Annotated in this window: 16 protein-coding genes; 13 read left to right on the top strand and 3 right to left on the bottom strand. The window is 62.4% G+C overall.

The genetic code is table 11. The features are described 5' to 3' along the window. The first annotated feature begins 37 nt into the window (after nt 1-37). The 6 genes from nusA to pnp all read left to right on the top strand — a co-directional run bounded on the left by nusA (nt 38) and on the right by pnp (nt 8015). The gene (gene nusA / locus F3089_RS06520; protein ID WP_151440001.1) at nt 38-1534 is read left to right on the top strand and encodes a transcription termination factor NusA; all 1497 of its coding nucleotides are present in this window, start codon (nt 38-40) and stop codon (nt 1532-1534) included. Nucleotides 1535-1553: 19 nt separating this feature from the next. Continuing rightward, nucleotides 1554-4127, top strand: coding sequence for a translation initiation factor IF-2 (gene infB / locus F3089_RS06525; RefSeq protein ID WP_151440002.1), 2574 nt, complete (start codon nt 1554-1556; stop codon nt 4125-4127). A 12-nt stretch (nt 4128-4139) separates the two neighbouring features. Then, on the top strand, nt 4140-4556 hold the full coding sequence (gene rbfA, locus F3089_RS06530; protein ID WP_151440003.1) for a 30S ribosome-binding factor RbfA: 417 nt from the start codon (nt 4140-4142) through the stop codon (nt 4554-4556). Then, nucleotides 4553-5470 carry a tRNA pseudouridine(55) synthase TruB gene (truB, locus tag F3089_RS06535; RefSeq protein WP_151440004.1) on the top strand — a complete coding sequence of 306 codons (918 nt, stop codon included), beginning with the start codon at nt 4553-4555 and terminating at the stop codon, nt 5468-5470. Before rbfA ends, truB begins: the two co-directional genes overlap by 4 nt. Before the next feature lie 73 nt (nt 5471-5543). Beyond that, the gene (gene rpsO / locus F3089_RS06540) at nt 5544-5813 is read left to right on the top strand and encodes a 30S ribosomal protein S15 (protein ID WP_151440005.1); all 270 of its coding nucleotides are present in this window, start codon (nt 5544-5546) and stop codon (nt 5811-5813) included. Nucleotides 5814-5891: 78 nt separating this feature from the next. Continuing rightward, nucleotides 5892-8015 carry a polyribonucleotide nucleotidyltransferase gene (pnp, locus tag F3089_RS06545; RefSeq protein WP_151440006.1) on the top strand — a complete coding sequence of 708 codons (2124 nt, stop codon included), beginning with the start codon at nt 5892-5894 and terminating at the stop codon, nt 8013-8015. A gap of 319 nt (nt 8016-8334) precedes the next feature. Here pnp and lon read toward each other — a convergent pair whose 3' ends face one another. Continuing rightward, on the bottom strand, nt 8335-10782 hold the full coding sequence (gene lon, locus F3089_RS06550) for an endopeptidase La (RefSeq protein ID WP_151440007.1): 2448 nt from the start codon (nt 10780-10782) through the stop codon (nt 8335-8337). Nucleotides 10783-10932: 150 nt separating this feature from the next. Here lon and F3089_RS06555 point away from each other — a divergent pair, with 150 nt between their 5' ends. The 4 genes from F3089_RS06555 (at nt 10933) to F3089_RS06570 (ending at nt 15162) form a co-directional block, all read left to right on the top strand. Then, nucleotides 10933-11796 (top strand): thioredoxin family protein, encoded by an 864-nt coding sequence (locus F3089_RS06555; protein WP_151440008.1) that lies wholly within the window; start codon nt 10933-10935, stop codon nt 11794-11796. Between the two features lie 184 nt (nt 11797-11980). Then, on the top strand, nt 11981-12460 hold the full coding sequence (locus F3089_RS06560; protein WP_151440009.1) for a DUF3015 domain-containing protein: 480 nt from the start codon (nt 11981-11983) through the stop codon (nt 12458-12460). Between the two features lie 66 nt (nt 12461-12526). Further along, nucleotides 12527-14353, top strand: a complete 1827-nt coding sequence (locus F3089_RS06565; protein WP_151440010.1) for an Lnb N-terminal periplasmic domain-containing protein — start codon at nt 12527-12529, stop codon at nt 14351-14353. After that, nucleotides 14332-15162, top strand: a complete 831-nt coding sequence (locus F3089_RS06570) for an alpha/beta hydrolase (protein ID WP_151440011.1) — start codon at nt 14332-14334, stop codon at nt 15160-15162. The genes F3089_RS06565 and F3089_RS06570 overlap by 22 nt, the downstream gene beginning before the upstream one ends. Here the strand turns inward: F3089_RS06570 and F3089_RS06575 are convergent. Then, entirely contained in the window at nt 15159-15488 is a 330-nt protein-coding gene (locus F3089_RS06575; protein WP_151440012.1) for a hypothetical protein, read from the bottom strand. The two genes, F3089_RS06570 and F3089_RS06575, sit on opposite strands and share 4 nt — an antisense overlap. A gap of 63 nt (nt 15489-15551) precedes the next feature. Between F3089_RS06575 and F3089_RS06580 the strand changes: the two genes are divergently transcribed. Together F3089_RS06580 and F3089_RS06585 are read left to right on the top strand one after the other, a co-directional pair. Beyond that, nucleotides 15552-16076: a GNAT family N-acetyltransferase gene (locus tag F3089_RS06580; RefSeq protein ID WP_151440013.1), complete on the top strand. Its 525-nt coding sequence runs from the start codon at nt 15552-15554 to the stop codon at nt 16074-16076. Then, nucleotides 16076-16579, top strand: coding sequence for a hypothetical protein (locus F3089_RS06585; protein WP_151440014.1), 504 nt, complete (start codon nt 16076-16078; stop codon nt 16577-16579). The genes F3089_RS06580 and F3089_RS06585 overlap by 1 nt, the downstream gene beginning before the upstream one ends. Nucleotides 16580-16595: 16 nt before the next feature. Here F3089_RS06585 and F3089_RS06590 read toward each other — a convergent pair whose 3' ends face one another. Next, complete coding sequence (locus F3089_RS06590; RefSeq protein ID WP_151440015.1) at nt 16596-17171, bottom strand: hypothetical protein; 576 nt, start codon at nt 17169-17171, stop codon at nt 16596-16598. A gap of 194 nt (nt 17172-17365) precedes the next feature. Between F3089_RS06590 and aceE the strand changes: the two genes are divergently transcribed. Next, on the top strand, nt 17366-20032 hold the full coding sequence (gene aceE, locus F3089_RS06595; protein WP_151440016.1) for a pyruvate dehydrogenase (acetyl-transferring), homodimeric type: 2667 nt from the start codon (nt 17366-17368) through the stop codon (nt 20030-20032). Nucleotides 20033-20053: the final 21 nt, after the last annotated feature.

Raw genomic sequence — 20053 nt, forward strand, 5'->3', positions numbered from 1 at the left:
TGCAGTATCAGGCTTACAGGAAAGGCAGGGCTGTTTAATGAATAAAGAAATCCTGATGGTGGTCGAAGCCGTCTCGAACGAGAAGGACGTCGACAAGGACGTGATCTTCGAAGCGATCGAGATGGCGCTGGCAACAGCGGCCAAGAAGCGGTATGAGGACGAGGAAGCGGATCTGCGCGTCAGTGTTGACCGCAAGACCGGTGAGTATGAGACCTACCGCCGCTGGACCATCGTGGACAACGACGCGGTTCCGGCCCTGGGCACGGAACTGACGCTCCAGGAAGCGAACGAAATCGATACGGCCCTGCAGCCCGGCGATGTCTACGAGGAGCAGGTGGAGTCGGTCTCCTTCGGGCGCATCGGAGCCCAGGCCGCTAAGCAGATCATCTTCCAGAAGGTGCGTGAGGCGGAGCGGGCACGGGTCGTCGACAGCTACCGTGATCGGGTGGGCGAGCTGATTTCCGGCTCGGTCAAGAAGGTGACGCGGGACAATGTCATTGTGGACCTGGGCAGCAACGCTGAAGCCCTGCTGCCGCGTGACCAGCTGATTCCGCGCGAGACCTTCCGCATGGGCGACCGGGTGCGCGCGCTGCTCAAGGAGATCCGTACTGATCATCGCGGCCCTCAGCTGATCCTGAGCCGGACAAGCCCGCAGATGCTCATTGAGCTGTTCCGCATCGAGGTGCCCGAGATCGCCGAGGAGCTGATCAACATCAAGGGCGCGGCACGTGATCCGGGCTCCCGCGCCAAGATCGCCGTCAAGACGAACGATGGGCGGATCGATCCGGTTGGCGCCTGTGTTGGCATGCGTGGCGCCCGCGTCCAGGCGGTCTCCAATGAGCTTGGCGGTGAACGCGTGGATATCGTCACCTTTGATGACAACCCCGCCCAGCTGGTCATCAATGCCATGGCGCCCGCCGAGGTGGTCTCGATCGTGATCGATGAGGACACCCACTCCATGGAAGTGGCGGTCGCCGAGGATAATCTGGCCCAGGCTATCGGGCGTGGCGGCCAGAACGTACGTCTCGCGAGTGAGCTCACCGGCTGGGAGCTCAATGTCATGACCGAGAGCGAGGCCGAAGAGAAACAGGAACAGGAAGCGCAGAAGCTGGTTGAACACTTTCAGCGCTTCCTGGATGCGGACGAGGAACTCGCTCAGGTGCTGGTGGAGGAAGGCTTCACCACGCTTGAAGAGATTGCCTATGTACCGCGTGACGAGATGCTGGCCATTGAGGGCTTTGATGAGGATCTGGTCGAGCAGCTGCGTGAACGTGCCCGTGACGGCATGCTGAACGAGGCGCTCGCATCGGGAACCGAGAGCCAGGAAGGCGGCGAACCCCAGGAGGACCTGATCGGGATGGATGGTATGGATCCCGAACTGGCCCGGACGCTCGCCGGCAAGGGCATCTGCAGTATGGAGGACCTGGCGGAGCAGTCCGTGGATGAGCTACTCGACATCGAGGGTATGGATGAAGATCGCGCGGGTCAGCTCATCATGACCGCGCGCGCACCCTGGTTCGAGGGCCAGGAATAATCGGGAGAGGAGGACCAGTATGGCCGAAGTAACAGTCAAGCAATTGGCCGAAGACGTAGGCGCTCCCGTTGATCGCTTGCTCCGTCAGTTCGAGGAAGCCGGCCTGAGCAAGCGGGCGGAAGACGATGTGGTTACGGACGAGGAAAAGCAGACCCTGCTTGCCTATCTGCGCCAGGGGACTGGCGGAGACAGCGGGCCGAGCAAGGTGACGCTCAAGCGCCGGACCACGACCCAGCTCCGGACCGGCGGCGGCAGCCGCGGCGGTAGCGGCAAAACCGTGAACGTGGAAGTGCGCAAGAAACGCACCTACGTGAAGCGCTCGGAAGCCCAGGGGCAGCCAGAGATCGAGGCGGAACAGCAGGCGGAAGAAGCGGCGGCTGAAGCGCAGGCCCAGGAGGCCCCGAAGGCTGAGGAAGCGCCTGCCGAGCAGGCCGCCGCCGAAGCGGCTGAAGCCACACAGCCTGCCGAGCCCGAAGCGGAGACTTCCGAAGCCGCCGAGAGCGAACCGGCGGCGGAAGAGCCTGCTGCCGAGGAAGCGGCGCCCGCTCCTGAGCCGGTGAAAGAGGATACGCGTAAGCACGCCAGGAAGAAGAAAGGCAAGCCGGAACGCGAAGACGACGAAGACAAGCACAAGAACAAGGGCGGTAAGGCGGCTCAGAAAGGGCCCAAGAAACCGCGTGTTGAGGAAGAACTGGCTGAGCTGGACGCACCGGAGGCTGAAGCGGAGCCCGAAGAGGCCACTGCTGCCGCGGAAGAGCCGCGTAAGCCGCTGCGCTCCTCCCGCCGCAAGAAACAGCAGCGTGAAAAGCGCCATGTTTTTGAAAAGCCGACCAAGCCCAAGGTGCATGAAGTGGAAATTCCGGAAACCATCACGGTCGCTGAGCTCGCCCAGCGCATGGCCGTCAAGGCAGGCGAGGTCATCAAGACCCTGATGGGCATGGGCGTCATGGCCACCATCAACCAGGCCCTGGATCAGGAAACAGCGATTCTTGTGGTCGAAGAGATGGGTCACAAGGCCAAGTCGGTTCGCGAAGACGAGATCGAAGAGGAAGTCCTGAGCGATATCGAATACGAGGGTGAAGCCGAGGCGCGTGCGCCGGTCATCAGTGTCATGGGGCACGTTGACCACGGCAAGACCTCACTGCTCGACTACATCCGCAAGACCAAGGTGGCCAGTGGCGAGTCCGGGGGTATCACACAGCACATCGGCGCCTACCACGTGGAAACCGGTCACGGCATGATCACTTTCCTGGATACGCCCGGCCACGCCGCGTTCTCGGAAATGCGTGCCCGCGGTGCCCAGTCCACGGACATCGTCATCCTGGTGGTGGCGGCTGACGACGGCGTCATGCCGCAGACCAAGGAAGCGGTCCAGCACGCCCGCGCTGCCGGTGTGCCCCTGGTGATTGCCGTGAATAAGATGGACAAGCCCCAGGCTGATCCGGACCGCGTCAAGAACGAACTGGTCGGTATGGAAGTCGTCCCCGAGGAATGGGGCGGCGAGACCCAGTTCGTGCACGTCTCCGCCGAGACCGGTGACGGTATCGACAACCTGCTGGAAGCGATCCTGCTGCAGGCTGAACTGCAGGAGCTCACGGCCGTTCCCAATGGGCCGGCCAAGGGCACGGTGGTTGAGTCCAGCATGGAGAAAGGTCGCGGTTCCGTGGCAACCCTGCTGGTCCAGAACGGAACCATGCACAAGGGCGATGTCATTGTTGCCGGCATGTACTATGGCCGCATCCGCGCCATGGTTGATGAGACCGGCAAGCAGGTCGAAACGGCTGGCCCCTCGATCCCGGTTGAGGTGCTGGGGCTCAACGGTACGCCCAACGCCGGTGACGAATTCGTGCGCGTGGCGGACGAGAAGAAGGCCAAGGAACTGGCCGAGTTCCGGCAGGAGAAGGAGCGCGAGCAGCGCCTCCACCGCCAGCAGGCCGCCAAGCTCGAGAACCTGTTCGAGAATATGGGCAAGGAAGAGGTCAAGACCCTCAATGTCATCGTCAAGGCCGACGTTCAGGGCTCCCTGGAAGCCCTCACCGGTGCCCTGCAGGATCTGGGCAACGAGGAGGTGGAAGTCCAGGTGGTCTCCAGCGGCGTTGGCGGTATCACCGAGTCCGACATCAACCTGGCCATCACCAGCAGCTCTGTGGTCTTCGGCTTCAACGTCCGTGCCACTCCGGCCGCCAAGAAGCAGGCGGAGCAGGAAGACGTGGACATGCGCTACTACAGCGTCATCTACAACCTGATTGATGACGTCAAGGCAGCGCTGACGGGCATGCTCAAGCCCGAGTTCCGCGAGGAGATCCTGGGTATCGCGGAAGTGCGCGACACCTTCCGGTCCCCGCGCTTCGGCCAGGTGGCCGGCTGCATGGTCACCGAGGGCCACGTCTACCGGAACAAGCCCATCCGTGTGCTGCGTGACAACGTGGTGATCTTCGAGGGTGAGCTCCAGTCCCTGCGCCGCTTCAAGGACGACGTCAACGAAGTGCGCAATGGCATGGAGTGTGGTATCGGCGTGAAGGGCTACGACGTGAAGGTCGGTGACCAGATCGAGGTCTTCGAACGGATCCAGGTTGAGCGCAAGCTCAACTGATCGGGAGTACTCATGCCGCGTGAATTCAGTCGTGCCGATCGGGTTGCCGACCAGATCCAGCGGGAGCTGGCGCAGCTGATCCAGCGGGAGGTCAAGGACCCCCGCCTGGGGATGATCAACATCAGTGAAGTGCGGGTGACCCGGGACTTCGGTTACGCGGACATCTACATCACGCTGCTGAGCACCGAGGAACTGGACGAGAACAGCGAAGAGGTCCAGACCAGCCTGGAGGTGCTTCAGCGGGCCTCCGGCTTCCTGCGTGGGCATCTGGGTAAATCCATGCGTCTGCGTGTGGTGCCCCAGCTGCGTTTCCGGTTTGACCGGTTGGCCGGCCAGAGCCGCCATATGGAATCATTGATCCGCAAGGCGGTGGCCAGTGACGAGCGCCGGAGCGACGGGGATGACCCGGAGGACGGAGGCGAGGCTTGAGCCGCAGGCGCCGCGGGGACGACATCAACGGCGTACTGGTGCTCGACAAGCCCGCGGGGATGACTTCCAATGCCGCGCTCCAGCAGGTCCGCCGTCTTCTCAATGCCGCCCGGGCCGGGCACACCGGTGCCCTGGACCCGCTTGCAACGGGCGTTCTGCCGCTCTGCTTCGGGGAGGCGACCAAGTTCGCCCAGCGCCTGCTGGAAGCGGACAAGACCTATCGTACCGTGGCCCGACTCGGCCAGCGCACAAATACCTGTGATGCGGATGGCGAGACCGTCCAGGAGAGGGCGCTGCCGGCAGCCCTGGATACAGACGCCGTGGAGTCCGTTCTGGCGCCTTTCCGGGGGGTGATCGAGCAGGTGCCCTCCATGTACTCCGCCCTCAAGTACCAGGGCAGGCCACTCTACGAGTACGCGCGGGAGGGGCGGACCGTGCCACGCGAGGCACGTCCCATCCGTATTGATGAGCTGACGGTGCTGCGGCTTGAAGGTGATGAACTGGAGCTGCGCGTGCGTTGCAGCAAAGGAACCTACATCCGGACCCTGGTGGATGATATCGGCGAGGCGCTGGGCTGTGGCGCCCATGTGGCCGAGCTGCGCCGGGAGCAGGCCGGGCCCTTTGAGCTGGCACAGGCCCTGACGCTGGATGACCTGGAGAACATGGGGCGCGCTGCGGCCCGTGAGTGGCTTCAGCCATCGGATGTGCTGCTTTCGGACCTGCCGGCGACGGTACTGGATGGGCCCCGGGCCATATCGATTTCCAATGGTCAGGCTGTTACCATATCGCCCTCTGAATCGGCGGTTGATGGCCTCTGTCGACTGTACGATCAGGATGGACGCTTCCTCGGCCTTGCAGAAGGGGCAGGGGAGGCCATAAGGCCCCGGAGGCTGATGCGTACCGGGGCGTCGTAAGCATACGGTCGGGCTGTAGATATGCGCGGTCCGCTCCGTTCCCATTCAAAGCATATTCAGGAGAAATCAGAGCATGGCACTGACCAACGAAGAAAAGCAGAAGATCGTCAACGATTACCAGCGCGCCGAGGGAGACACCGGTTCTCCCGAAGTCCAGATCGCGCTTCTGACGCACAACATCGTGAAGCTGCAGGATCACTTCAAGGACAACAAGCAGGATCACCACTCGCGCCGCGGGCTGATCCGGATGGTCAACCAGCGCCGCAAGCTGCTGGACTACCTCAAGCGCAAGAATGCGGATCGCTACGTTGAGATAATCCGCAGCCTTGAGCTCAGGCGCTAACGGTCAAAACATCCTCGGCCAGACCTTCGGGTCTGGCCGTTTTGGTTCTGAACAACGCACGTCTGGAAAGGAGCAACTGTGAATCCAGTCAAGAAAACCTTCGAATTCGCAGGGTCTACCGTTACCCTCGAGACCGGCCGTATCGCACGGCAGGCCACCAGCGCCGTCCTGGTCACCATGGACGACACCTCCGTTCTGGTTACCGTCATGGCGGACAAGGAACCGAGCCCGATGCCGTTCTTCCCGCTGGCGGTCCACTACGTGGAAAAGACCTACGCCGTGGGCAAGATTCCCGGGGGCTTCCTCAAGCGGGAAGGGCCTCTCTCGGAAAAGGAAACCCTGACCTCGCGCCTGATCGACCGGCCCATCCGGCCGCTGTTCAAGGATGGCTTCAAGCACGAGACCCAGGTCATCTGCACCGTCATGTCCTCGAACAAGAACGTGGACCCGGACATTCCGGCCATGATCGGGGCGTCGGCGGCGCTGTCCATTTCCGGGCTGCCCTTTGAGGGGCCGATCGGGGGCGCGCGCGTTGGCTTCACGGATGAGGATGGCTACTTCCTGAATCCGACCTATGAGAAGCTGGAGGAAAGCCGGCTCAACATGGTCGTGGCCGGCACCAAGGACGCCGTGCTGATGGTCGAATCCGAAGCGGATCGCCTGACCGAGGACCAGATGCTGGGCGCGGTGCTCTTCGCCCACAACGAGATGCAGACTGCGATCCAGGGCATCAATGAGTTCGTTGAGGAGGTGAAGCCGACTTCCTGGAACTGGGAAGCCGAGCCCGAGAAGACCGAGCTGAAGAACCGCATCAAGGAGCAGTTCGGCAGCGAGATTGAGGCCGCCTACCAGGTCAAGGACAAGCTTGAGCGCCAGGAGACACTGGGCGAGCTGAAAAACCGTGTGCTCGAAGCACTGGCGTCTGACGAAGAAGGTGGCGAACCCACCGAGAATGACGTGAAGGAATACTTTGGCAAGGTCGAGAAGGAAATCGTGCGTGGGCGCATCCTGCGTAACGAGCCGCGTATCGACGGACGTGACAACAACACGGTGCGTCCCATCGATGTGGAGGTCGGGCTGCTGCCCAATGCCCACGGTTCGGCGTTGTTCACCCGTGGCGAAACCCAGGCGATCGTGACTACGACTCTGGGCACCGCCCGGGATGCCAAGATTGTGGATTCCCTCAAGGGCGAGAGCCGCGATCCCTTCCTGTTCCATTACAACTTCCCGTCCTACTCCGTGGGCGAGACCGGTCGCATGGGTCCCCCGGGGCGCCGCGAGATCGGCCATGGCCGGCTGGCGCGTCGTGGTGTTCAGGCGATCATGCCCAAGCATGATGATTTCCCCTACACCATCCGCTGTGTCTCCGAGATCACCGAGTCCAATGGCTCCAGCTCCATGGCCTCCGTCTGCGGCAGCAGTCTGGCGCTGATGGATGCCGGCGTGCCGGTTAAATCGCCGGTGGGCGGTATTGCCATGGGTCTGGTGAAAGAGGGTGAGGATTTCGCCGTCCTGACCGACATTCTGGGCGACGAGGACCATCTCGGCGACATGGACTTCAAGGTGGCGGGTACACCGGAAGCGGTTACCGCCCTGCAGATGGACATCAAGATCGCCGGGATCACCGAGGAGATCATGGAGATCGCCCTGCAGCGTGCCTATGAGGCCCGTCAGCATATCCTTGGCGAGATGGCCAAGGTCATTTCCGAGTCGCGGTCGGACGTTGCCCAGAACGCGCCCAAGATGCACACCATGCACATCGACTCCGAGAAGATCCGCGATGTGATCGGCAAGGGTGGCGCCACCATTCGCTCGCTGTGCGAGGAAACCGGTGCCTCCATCGATATCGAGGACGATGGCACGGTCAAGATCTACGCGGAGAACTCCGAGCAGGTTGAGAAAGCCACGTTCCGTATCATGGAGCTTACCGCCGACGTTGAGGTGGATCGAGTCTACCGTGGTCGGGTGGAGCGCATCGTGGACTTCGGAGCCTTCGTCAATCTGCTGCCCGGTAAGGATGGCCTGGTGCACATAAGCCAGATCGCCGACCGGCGCATTGAGAGTGTCCGCGAGGAGCTCACCGAGGGCCAGGAAGTGCTGGTCAAGGTGCTGGACGTGGACCAGCGTGGCCGCGTCAAGCTGAGCATGAAGGAGGTCACGGGCGATGAAGAGCCGGTGGACTTCCGTCTGCCCGGCGAGTAGTCATCAGCGACCAGGGCGCCTTCGGGCGCCGGCTCTGATATCCGAAAAAAGGGTGGCTCCGGCCACCCTTTTTTCTGTGTGCGTATCAGTCGCGCATAAAAAAGGCCACCGCGTGGGTGGCCAATGGGCTCTACTCAGATGACAGGAATTCTGAGGATCGGATGCGCCGCAACCGATAATTCATAGTTTAGTTCCCACAGCTCAGTGCGCTATAGCGGTTTGTCCTTACTCGCGGGGAGGATATCGCGAGCGGGGCTCGCTCCTACGCCAGAGACGCCCCCTCTGTAGGAGCGAGCCCTGCTCGCGATCCGGTTTGATATCAGTGCGCCCTCCTGCGTGGCGAATCCTCAAAGCACACCCGGTAAACATCGGTGTACTCCTTGGCGAAATGCACCTCCATGCCTTCCTTCAGATAATCCGGAAGCTCCTCGTAATCGCCCCGGTTGGCTTCCGGCAGGATCAGGGTGTTGATCTTCTGGCGCCGGGCGGCGATCACTTTCTCGCGGATGCCACCCACGGCCAGCACCTGGCCGGTCAGTGTCAGCTCCCCCGTCATCGCCAGTGTCCTGTGGGGCGCCTCGTTGCGTGCCAGCGACAGGAGTGCTGTGGCCATGGTCACGCCGGCGCTGGGCCCGTCCTTGGGTGTGGCCCCTTCCGGTACGTGCAGGTGTATGTAGGAGCGATCAAAGAACTCCGGATCGCCCTTGTACTGTTTCAGGTGGGAAGAGACGAAACTGTGGGCGATGGAGGCGGACTCCTTCATCACATCCCCAAGCTGCCCCGTGAGCGTGAAACCGCGATCCTGGCTGTGAATGCGTGAGGCCTCAACGCCCATGGTGGCACCGCCCATGGCGGTCCAGGCCAGGCCGGTCACCACACCGACGCCGCGCAGTGCCTTCTCCTTGCGGAACCAGGGTTGGCCCAGGTAATCGGGCAGGTCCTTCACACCCACCCGGATCGGGCTCCGCTCCGCTTCTTCGGACTCAACCATGCGGACAATGCCCTTGCGCACGATCTTGTGCAGCTGCTTCTCCAGGTTCCGCACGCCGGCCTCGCGCGCATAGCCCTCGACCACCTGGCGTATGGCACCGTCGGTGATGTCCAGCTGCTTCTTTTTCAGGCCGGCCCGCTTGAGCAGCTTGGGCAGCAGGTGGTGCTTGGCGATGTCCACCTTCTCATCGGTGATGTAGCCGGAGAGCCGGATGGTGTCCATGCGGTCCAGCAACGCCTGGGGAATGGTGTCCAGCTGGTTGGCGGTACAGATGAACAATACCTTGGAGAGATCAATCCTCAGGTCGAGGTAATGGTCCAGGAATTCGCCGTTCTGTTCCGGGTCCAGGCTTTCCAGCAGCGCGGAGGCCGGGTCGCCCATGAAGGAGTTGCCGATCTTGTCGATCTCGTCAAGCATGATCACGGGGTTGTTGGTGCCCACTTCCTTGAGCGCCTGGACGAACTTGCCGGGCATCGCCCCGATGTAGGTGCGCCGGTGGCCCTTGATCTCGGCCTCGTCGCGCATGCCCCCCAGCGAAAAACGGTAGAACTCGCGGCCCAGGGCGCTGGCCACGGACTTGCCGATGGACGTTTTGCCAACCCCCGGGGGACCCACCAGCAGCAGGATGGAGCCGGAGATCTCGCCCTTGAAGGTGCCCTCGGCCAGGAACTCCAGGATGCGGTCCTTGATGTCGTCCAGCCCGTCGTGGTCGCGGTTGAGGACCCGTCGCGCCTCCTTCAGGTCCAGCTTGTCCTGGGAATGCTGGCCCCAGGGCATCTGGCTCAGCCAGTCCAGGTAGTTGCGGGTGGTACCGTATTCCGGGGACCCCTGCTCCAGCACCTGGAACTTTTCGATCTCGTCCTCGAAGCGTTCCTGTACGTTTTCCGGAAGCGACTTCTCCGCCATGCGCTCGCGGAACATGTCCACGTCGGCGGTCTTGTCGTCCTTGGCAATGCCGAGTTCGCGCTGGATGATCTTGAGCTGCTCGCGCAGAAAGAACTCGCGCTGGTGTTTCTGCACGCGTTCGTTCACCTCCTCGGTGATCTCCGCCTGCATCTGGGCCACTTCGTGTTCCTTGCGCAGCAGAAGGAGCACCTTTTCCAGGCGGTTGAGCAGCGGCACGGTATTCAGTATGTCCTGCAACTCCGAGCCCCGGGCGCTGGTGATGGCAGCGCCGAAGTCCGCAAGCGGGGAGCTGTCGTCAGGTCCGAAGCGGGACAGGTAGTGCTTCACCTCCTCGCCGTAGAGGGGGTTGGTGCGAAGCAGTTCCTTGATGGAGCTGATGATGGCCAGGGTATAGGCCTTGACCTGCTCGTGGTCCTCGGCCGGCTCCTCGGGGTAGCTGACTTCGGCCAGGTACGGGGGCTCCCGGCGCAGCCAGTGGTCAATGCGGAAGCGGCGGATGCCCTGGGCGATGAACTGGATCTTGCCGTCCTCGCGGTGGACGTGATGAACGCGCACCGCGCAGCCCATGGTGGCCAGCTGCTCCGGTGCGGGCAGGTCTTCATCACTCCCGCTCTCGTCGGCTTCGTTCTCGACAAAGCACAGCCCCACCGTCATGTGGCTGGTGTTGTCCAGCCTCTGAAGGGTTTCGTCCCAGGGGTCCTGGTTCAGCACCACGGGCTGCACCTGGGCCGGCAGAAACGGGCGCCCGGAGAGTGGCATGATGTAGAGCCGCTTCGGGAGCACCTGATAGGGCAGGGCAAGGCCGCTGCCACTGCCACCCTGGCCGTTGTCATCCCTGCCGATGTATTCGATTGCGTCGCTGTCCGTCATGGTCCCCCTTCCAGTCACCAAACACCATTGTTCCCGCAGACATGATGTCTGAATTCCGCAAATCAAGGGGCGGGATCGGGTTGAACATCCCGCTGCGGATCCCCATCTAGGGCGACAGTACGGACCACCGCCAATACAGGATCCACCATTATGAGTAATTCCGAGTTCATTTTTGATGCCACACTCGAGAACTTCCAGCAGAAGGTGCTGGAAGCGTCCATGAACACGACGGTGGTGATTGATGTCTGGGCCGAGTGGTGCCAGCCCTGCAAACAGCTCACACCCATCCTGGAAAAACTGGCCGAGGAGTACCGGGGTGCCTTTGTCCTGGCGAAAGTCAATGCTGAGGAGCAGCAGGAGCTGGCGGGGCATCTGGGGGTACAGAGCCTTCCCAACGTCAAGATCGTGAAACAGGGTCAGTTGCTGGATGAATTCAATGGGGCGCTGCCGGAAGGCGAGATCCGCGAGAAGCTGGATCAGCATGTGGATGCGCCGCCGGAAAGCGACCAGGAAAAGGTAAAGCGCCTCTGGTCCGAGGGGCAGCTTGAGGAAGCGGAAGCCGTGCTGATCCGGATGAATCAGCAGAACCCCGAGGATTATGACGTGCTGATCGATCTGGCTCGCTTGAGGCTGGAGCAGGAGCAGGTGGAAGAGGCGCGTGCCATCTATGAAAGCCTGCCCGGGGAAGAGCGCCTCAAGCCTGGCGCCAAGCAGCTGGAAGCCCGGTTTGAGTTTGAGGAGCAGGCGCGGGATATTCCACCCGTGGCGGAGCTCCAGGCCCGCCTGAAAGAGGACCCGTCAGACGTGGCCGCGATGAATCAGCTGGCCACCCACGGCATCATGGCCGGTGACCACGAAGCCGCCATGGAGCTTCTGCTGAAATCGGTCCAGACCGAGAAGGATTTCGAGGACGGTGCGGCCAAGAACACCCTCATCAAACTTTTTGATCTGCTGGGCAATGAGAATCAGCTGGTGCGGCAGTATCGGCGGCGCCTGTTTGCGATGATGTACTGACTGGCGAGGCAGAGTCGCGTCTGCGGATTAACAGAAGGATTCGCGCACGGTTACTTGGTTGTCATGGCTCCGGATAGGGCTTATCTTTCCTGAAGCCCCAGATGACCAAATTGGGGCAAGAGGATCGGACCACGCCGTGGTCGGTCTGCTATCAAGGAAGTGAACAACCAAGTGGAGATTCAAAATGAGGAAAACACTGTTAGCAGCAGCGCTCGTTGCAACTTCTTTCGGTGCCCAGGCAAGTGCACCTGGCGGTTCCGGCTGTGGCTGGGGCAACATGCTGTTTGAAGGCAGCAACGGCATGCCCATGCATCTTCTCGCAACCCTGGTGAATGGGACCTCCGGCAACCGCACCTTCGGCATTACCTCCGGCACTAACGGCTGTGACACCAGTGGTGCACTGTCCTACAACGGCGAAAACATGCTGGCCCAGGCTGGGGTCATGGAAGAAGTGGCTCAGGATATGGCAATGGGCGATGGCGAAGCACTGACAGCGCTTTCCGTCTCCATGGGTATCCCGGCTGAAGAGCGCGCCCACTTCAAGAAGACCATGCACGAAAACTTCAACACCATCTTCCCGAGCGAAGACGTGACCGCTGAAGAAGTCATGGGCAACATCCAAACCGTCATGAACAAGGACAAGCAGCTGGCAAGCCTCAGCTGATTGCCACGCCATACCGCCGCCCGGCCCTGTGCCGGGCGGTTGTTCCTTCCCCCGGGCAAACCACCGATGAAATCAATAAACCTGGCACTGATACTGGTGCTGGCCAGTGCGCCGTTGTGGGCGCGGGCCACAAATGAGGAACTGGCGGAGCACCCCCGCTGGAAGGCGCTGCTCCACATCAATGAGGGGACCACCTGGCGGTACCAGGGGCGCAGCTACATCGACGATCCGGAGTTCTTCCTGCATGAATCCGGCGCCACCGATGCGCACGCCGAGCTGGACGCGAGTATTGAACAGCTCCGTCCGGCGGAAAGCGAGGCGCGCTGTGACTTTCCGGCCCGCTACCGTTTCCTGAGCCAACAGCTGGATTGGCCCGATGACGGGGCCCTGAGCCACTGCAGTGATTACCAGGAGTGGCGCGAGGCCATGCCCGAGGAGCGGGTCGCCCTGATTTTCCCCGCGTCCTACCTGAACAGCCCGTCCTCCATGTTCGGCCATACGCTGCTGCGCATTGACCGTGGCAACGATGAGGACGGGGTCTGGCTTTCCCGTGCCATCAACTTCGGCGCCACGGTGCAGGGGCAGGAGAACTCCATTCTCTACATCTACCGGGGGCTGTTCGGCGGTTATCCCGGCTACTTCAGCAATGTCCCCTACATGAACAAGATCCGGGATTACGCCCATCTTGAGAACCGGGATATGTGGGAGTACCAGCTCAACCTCACGCAGGGCGAGCGGGAGTGGCTGCTCGCCCATCTCTGGGAGCTGGAGGATATTGAGTTTGATTACCTGTTTCTGGACGAGAACTGCTCCTTCCGTTTGCTGGAACTGATCCATCTGGCGCGGCCTGACAGTACCCTGATGGATGACTTCCGTTTTGCGGAGGTACCGGCCAATACCGTGCGCTCACTGGACCGTGCCGGCTTCATTGAGTCGGTGGACTACCGGCCGTCCAAGGCCAATGAGCTGGATGCACTGGTTGATCGCCTGAGTGCCAGCGAACAGGATCTGGCACTGGCGCTTGCGCGGGACGCCTCCGTGGCCGAAGAAGAAGCTTTCCAGGCACTGGCGCCCAGGAGCCGCAACCTGGTTGCCCGAGCGGCCTATGCCCATCTTCGGCTGCAGAACCGTGAGGGCGAGCGCAGCCAGGAGGTAGCCCAGCGTGGCCTTGCCCTGCTGCGGGTGGTGAATCGCACGCCTACCGTTCCCGATATCGACCCGCAGCGTCCCGTGTCGCCGGAGAAAGGCCATGGCACCAAGATGCTGGCCGCCGGTGGCGGCATGCTGGGTGATCGTGGGTTCGGGGAGCTCCAGGCGCGCTTCAGTTATCACGACTGGCTGGACAACCCGGAGGGCTATCTCAACGGGGCGGCGATTGAAGCCTTCAACGCCCGCATCCGCCGGACTGAGGGCGATGACCTGACCCTGGAGCAGCTGGATGTGGTCAATATCAAGTCCCTTGCGCCGCGCAACCGGTTCCGCAAACCGGTCTCCTGGTTCGTGAACGGTGGGCTGGATCGCCGCTTCATCGGCAGCAAGCGGCATCTGACCCGCCATGTCCAGGGCGGCCCTGGTCTGGCATGGGAGATGGGGCCCGTCATCCCCTACGCCTATGCCATGGCGAGGGCCGAGAACAACAGCGCGCATGATGTGCTGGTCTCCACGGCCGCCGGCGCCCGGGCCGGGGTACTCTGGTACGCTGAAAGCTTCCAGCTGGGGCTGGAGGCGGAAGGTCTGTACTATCACAACGACGATCGCCGCTATCGGCCTTCGGCCACGCTCAACGTGCCCGTGGGCCGCAACCATGCCCTGCGTGCCCGTATTGAGCGGGACGGCGGACCGGACCGGGCTGAAACGGAGTTCCATCTCTCATGGCGCTATTACTTCGACTGATCCTGCTGCTGACGCTGCTCGGGCTGGGGGGTTGCAGCGGCCTCTTCTTCTATCCCATGAACGACTGGGTGCAGAACCCGGCGCGCCAGGGGCTGGACTATGAGGACATCGTGCTCATCCACCCGGATGGTCAGCGCATCCACGGCTGGTGGCTGCCCTCGGCCACGGATGAGGTGCGCGGTACGGTGTACCACCTGCACGGCAATGCCCAGAACATCAGCACGCACCTGATGAATGTGGCCTGGCTGCCAGAGAAGGGTTACCAGGTACTGTTGATTGACTATCGTGGCTACGGCCTTTCCGAGGGGGAGCCGGATCTGGCCGGTGCCCGGAAGGATATCCAGCTGGGGCTGGACTGGCTGTACGCAGCGGATCGCGTGGATCCTCCACTGGTGGTGTTCGGGCAGAGTCTGGGCGCTTCGCTGGCCACCGGCGTGCTGGGCCGCAAGGAGAACGCTGGCAAGGGTGACTGCGTAATACTGGAGGCCGCGTTCACCAGCTACCAGAGCATTACCCGGGATGTGATGCACAAAAGCTGGGTGCTTTGGCCATTCAGTTTTGTGGTGGCGCCGCTGATGCCGGATGAGGCCAACCCCATTGACCGGGTTGCCGGTATTGCACCGAGGCCCCTGCTGATCATGCACAGCATCGACGATGGCATCATTCCGTTCGAACACGGCCGCGCCCTTTATGAGGCTGCTGCCGAACCCAAGACCTTCCAGCGCCTGAAGGGCGGGCATATCCAGAGTACCCGGGCGGAGGACGTGCGCCAGCGCCTGCTGGACTTCATGGATGAGGACTGCCCCTAGCGGCGCCGGTGGCGTTTCTTCGGAACGAACCCTGGCGGCTTGCTGCTGAGCCAGCGCGTGAACTCCGCCAGCTCGGGGATGGCCAGCAGCGTTTCAAGTGTGTTGTGGTGCAGGCCCAGCTGCTGCTCGCTGCGTACGTGGTGGATCATGTTGTGGCAGGGCCGACAGACCCAGCAGATGCGCTCCTCCAGTTCCTCCCGCGAGAAGCCTTTACGGAAGCGCTTCCTGCGGTGCAGCCGCCGCGGGATCAGGTGATGCTGGGTCAGGTCCGCGACGGCGCGCCCGCAGAGTTCACACTGAGACGGCCTGGGTGGTTTGCCATTCATAGCACGTGCAGACCCCGTGCGGTTTGGTTATTATCAGCGCTCATTCTATCGAGGTAGTTGTTCATGTCCGAGATCCGTCCTGCGACGGGCCAGGATGTGCCCGCCATCCACAGTCTTGCGGAGCAATGGGTTCTCCAGGGGCTGAGCAGCGCGGAGGCGCGTGACTATGGGTTTCTGGTCTCCAATTTTACCCCCGCGGAGTATCGCCGGTTCACGCAGGTCGCCAACGCTTTCTATGTGCTGGAACATGAGGGGCAGGTGGAGGCGTTCATACTGGCGCTCACCGATGATCGCATCAGCCCGGATGATCCCGTGAGCCTGTCGATCCATGACTACGATCCGGGCCCTTTCCTGCTGGTCAAGCAGATCTGCAGCCGGCGTGGCAGCAGCGTCCGGGGTGCCGCCACCGCACTCTACCGTTTTGTGAGCGAAGAATTCAGTGGTCTGCCGCAGTATGCGGCTATTGTGCTTGAGCCTGAAAACACCCGTTCCATCGGGTTCCACGAAAAGAGTGGTTTTACCCGCTGCTGCGAGCGGGATGCTCCTGATGGTCGCCGGCGTGGCATCTGGCGCAGGAGCGCCTCCTGATGGATGTGACACCGCCGGTGCAGCGCCGGAATGTGGAAGACAACCGGGTCGACATACTGATCCACGAATTCTATGTCGCCTCGGGCCTCTACCTCCATGAGGACCAGCTCAACTGGCAGAAGCTGCACCACCTCCTCTACGTCAACGTGGGCCTGGGAGCGGTGGCCGGGTTTGCGCTGGAAAATGGGGCCGGGCCCGTGACCGCACTTGGTTCGGAAACAATCTTTGTGCTGCTGGGTGTGATCGGCATCCTGGTGGCGCTTGCCTTCGGCACAGCGCTGTGGTTCGGCACGCTCTATCTCCAGAACCGCAAGGCGGCGCTTGCTGCGCTGGAGGCCCATCTCGCGGAGTACGGGGGCGAAGCAGTGGTCAACCTGCCCGCGCACCTGCAGATGATTTCCAGCCGTTTTGCGCGGGTCTCGCCGACCGTCTGGGTGCTGCGCCTGTTCCCGGTCATGCTGGCCCTGGTCTGGGCAGGGCTTGTGGGCACGGTGCTGCTGTGATGCCGGCGGCCCCTGCTCAGTCGGTGCTGCGCATCATGCGCCCCGAGCCAGTGAACTCCAACCCGTACAGGGTCTGATTGAACCCATCCCGGGAAATGGCCTGCTTCGGGAACCGGACCCCCTGCCACTGGATCTCCTGAACCCGCACATCAAAGTCTGTATTGACCACGGGCCGCCCCTGAACGGTCTCGATGAAACTCTGGACCCGGTATTCCGGCGGGTTGATCACGATCAGGGTTTGGCCGTCGCTGGCCGGGCTCGGGATTGACCGCCGGCGTGGGATTGAGAACTCCGGTTCCGGGAATACCAGCGACAGAATGTTCCGCTCATCCTCCACCCGGCGGGAGGGGCGATTGGATTCAGTGGTCATCAGCCCCAGCGCCATGCTGACGCTGGCCTGTTCCCCTGCGGTCTGCTGGATGGGGGGCATCTCGCCACCGGCAGCCGTTGGCCCGACAACGTTGAGGACATTACCGGCGTTGATATGGACGCCACCCAGTGCTGACTCATCCATCAGTTCCACCGCCTGGATGGAGCTGGCCATGAAGGTGCTGAGCAGGGCGGCCGCGAGGGTTTGGGGTCCCGTTTTCATGGCGGAGCTCCGGATCCGTGGAAGAAGGTGTCTATACAAAGTGTAATGTTTCGTTAAGAAAGGTCAAATTTTGTTCGCCGTCGTGAGGGATATCCGTTACTGAGCTGTGACCAATTACGCGCAATCCCTTTTTCATGAACTATGTTAGTGTCATGTGAAGCACGTCACGATAGACACGATGCAGGAGGGCCCTGATGCGCGAAGACGAGGATCCGGTCGAAACCCGGGAATGGCTGGAGGCACTGGAATCGGTTATCGAGTACGAGGGGGTTGAGAGGGCGGAGTACCTGCTTTCGAAACTCTCGGACAGGGCGACCCGCGCGGGCACGCCCATGCCCTACGCCATCACCACGCCCTTCCGCAACAGCATCCAGCCCACGGATGAGGCCCGCATGCCGGGTGATATGTTCATGGAGCGCCGCATCCGCTCGCTGATCCGCTGGAACGCGCTGGTCATGGTGATGCGCGCCAACCTGAAGCCCGGTGATCTGGGCGGCCACATTTCCACCTTTTCCTCGGCCGCGACCCTCTACGACGTGGGCTTCAACTATTTCTTCCACGGTGGCGATGACAAGCGCGAACCGGACCTGATCTATTTCCAGGGCCACGCCGCCCCGGGCATCTACGCCCGCTCCTTTCTGGAAGGGCGGCTCAGCCAGGAGCAGCTCGACCACTATCGTCAGGACACCCTCGAGAACGGCATCTCCTCCTATCCTCACCCCTGGCTGATGCCGGACTACTGGCAGTTCCCGACCGTTTCCATGGGGCTGGGCCCGATCCAGGCCATCTACCAGGCCCACATCATGAAGTACCTCCACAACCGGGAGCTGGTGGAAAGTGGCGACCGCAAGGTCTGGTGCTTCGTGGGCGACGGCGAATGCGACGAGCCTGAGACCCTGGGCGCCATCGGCCTGGCCGGGCGCGAGAACCTGGACAACCTCATCTTCGTGGTCAACTGCAACCTGCAGCGCCTCGACGGCCCCGTGCGCGGCAACGGCAAGATCATCCAGGAGCTGGAGGGCATCTTCCGCGGTGCCGGCTGGAACGTGCTCAAGGTGGTCTGGGGCCGCCACTGGGACACCCTGTTCGAGAAGGACACCGAGGGGGTGCTGCAGGAGGCGCTGGACCGCACCTGCGACGGCGAACTCCAGAACTACCTGAGCCAGGGCCCGGCCTACACCCGCAAGCACTTCTTCGGGCAGAGCCCGGAGCTGGCCGAGTTCGCCAGGGAGCTGACCGACGACGACATCCTGGCGCTCAACCGCGGCGGCCACGACCCCTACAAGGTCTACGCCGCCTACAACGAGGCGGTGACCAACAAGGGCCAGCCCACGGTCATCCTGGCCCACACCATCAAGGGCTATGGCTTCGGCAAGGGCGCGGAGGCGCAGAACATCGCCCACCAGGTGAAGAAACTGGATAAGGAGGGGCTCAAGGCGTTCCGGGATCGCTTCGGCGTGCCGGTGAACGACGACGAGCTCGACAATCTCCCGTACTACCGCCCGGCGGCGGACAGCCCCGAGATGCAGTACATGCAGAAACGCCGGCGCGATCTCGGCGGCCATCTGCCACGCCGGCGCCGTGATGCCCGTCCGCTCAAGATCCCGGAGCTCAAGACCTTCGACAAGCTGCTCGAAGGCACCGGTGAAAAAGAGATGTCCACGACCATGGCGTTCGTGCGCATGCTCACCATCCTGCTCAAGGACAAGCAGGTCGGCCAGCGCGTGGTGCCCATCGTGCCGGACGAGGCCCGGACCTTTGGGATTGAGGGGCTGTTCCGCCAGACCGGGATCTACACCTCCGAGGGCCAGAAGTACACGCCCGAGGACCGGGACCAGATCATGTACTACCGGGAGGACAAGAAAGGCCAGATCCTGCAGGAAGGCATCAACGAGGCGGGTGCGATGTCCGCCTGGATCGCCGCGGCGAGCGCCTACAGCAACCACGACTACCCGCTGCTGCCGTTCTACATTTTCTACTCCATGTTCGGCTACCAGCGGGTGGGCGATCTGTGCTGGGCCGCCGGCGACATGCGTGCCCGCGGCTTCCTGCTGGGCGGCACCTCCGGGCGGACCACCCTCAACGGCGAGGGCCTCCAGCACCAGGACGGCCACGGGCTGGTCCTGCACAACGTGGTCCCCAACTGCCTGACCTACGATCCGGCGTTCGCCTATGAGGTGGCCGTGATCATTCAGGAAGGCATGCGGCGGATGTACCAGGAAAACGAAAGCATCTACTACTACATCACGCTGCTCAACGAGAACTACCAGCACCCGCCCATGCCAAAGGGCGCGGAAGAAGGCATCATCCGGGGGCTGTACCAGCTGGAAGCCGTGAATGTCGCGGGCAAGGCGAAGGACAAGGCGCTCCGGGTCCAGCTGCTGGGCAGCGGCGCCATCCTCAACGAGGTGAGGGCGGCCGCGCAGATGCTGAAGGAGGAGTTCAAGGTGGGCTCGGACGTGTGGAGCGTGACCAGCTTCGGCGAGCTGGCCCGTGACGGCCAGCACGTAGCGCGCTGGAACCGCCTCCACCCGGACAAGAAAAACCGCACCTCCTGGGTGCATGACCAGCTCAAGGATCAGAAGGGGCCGGTGATTGCCTCCACGGACTATATCCGGCTGCAGTCCGAGCAGATCCGTGCCTTTGTGCCGGCCTCCTACCATGTGCTTGGCACCGATGGCTTCGGACGCTCCGATACCCGCTGGAACCTGCGATCCTTCTTCGAGGTGGACCGCTACCACGTGGTTACGGCCGCGCTGAACGCGCTGGCTGAGGAAGGCACCGTGGAGCAGGCCACTGTTATCGAGGCCATGAACCAGTACGGCATCGATGGCGACAAACCCAATCCAGCGTCCACCTGATCCGGCGGCAGAAGGAGGCAC

Origin of the sequence: Halospina sp. K52047b, assembly GCF_008709855.1 — a bacterium.
Lineage (GTDB): Bacteria > Pseudomonadota > Gammaproteobacteria > Pseudomonadales > Oleiphilaceae > Halospina > Halospina utahensis_B.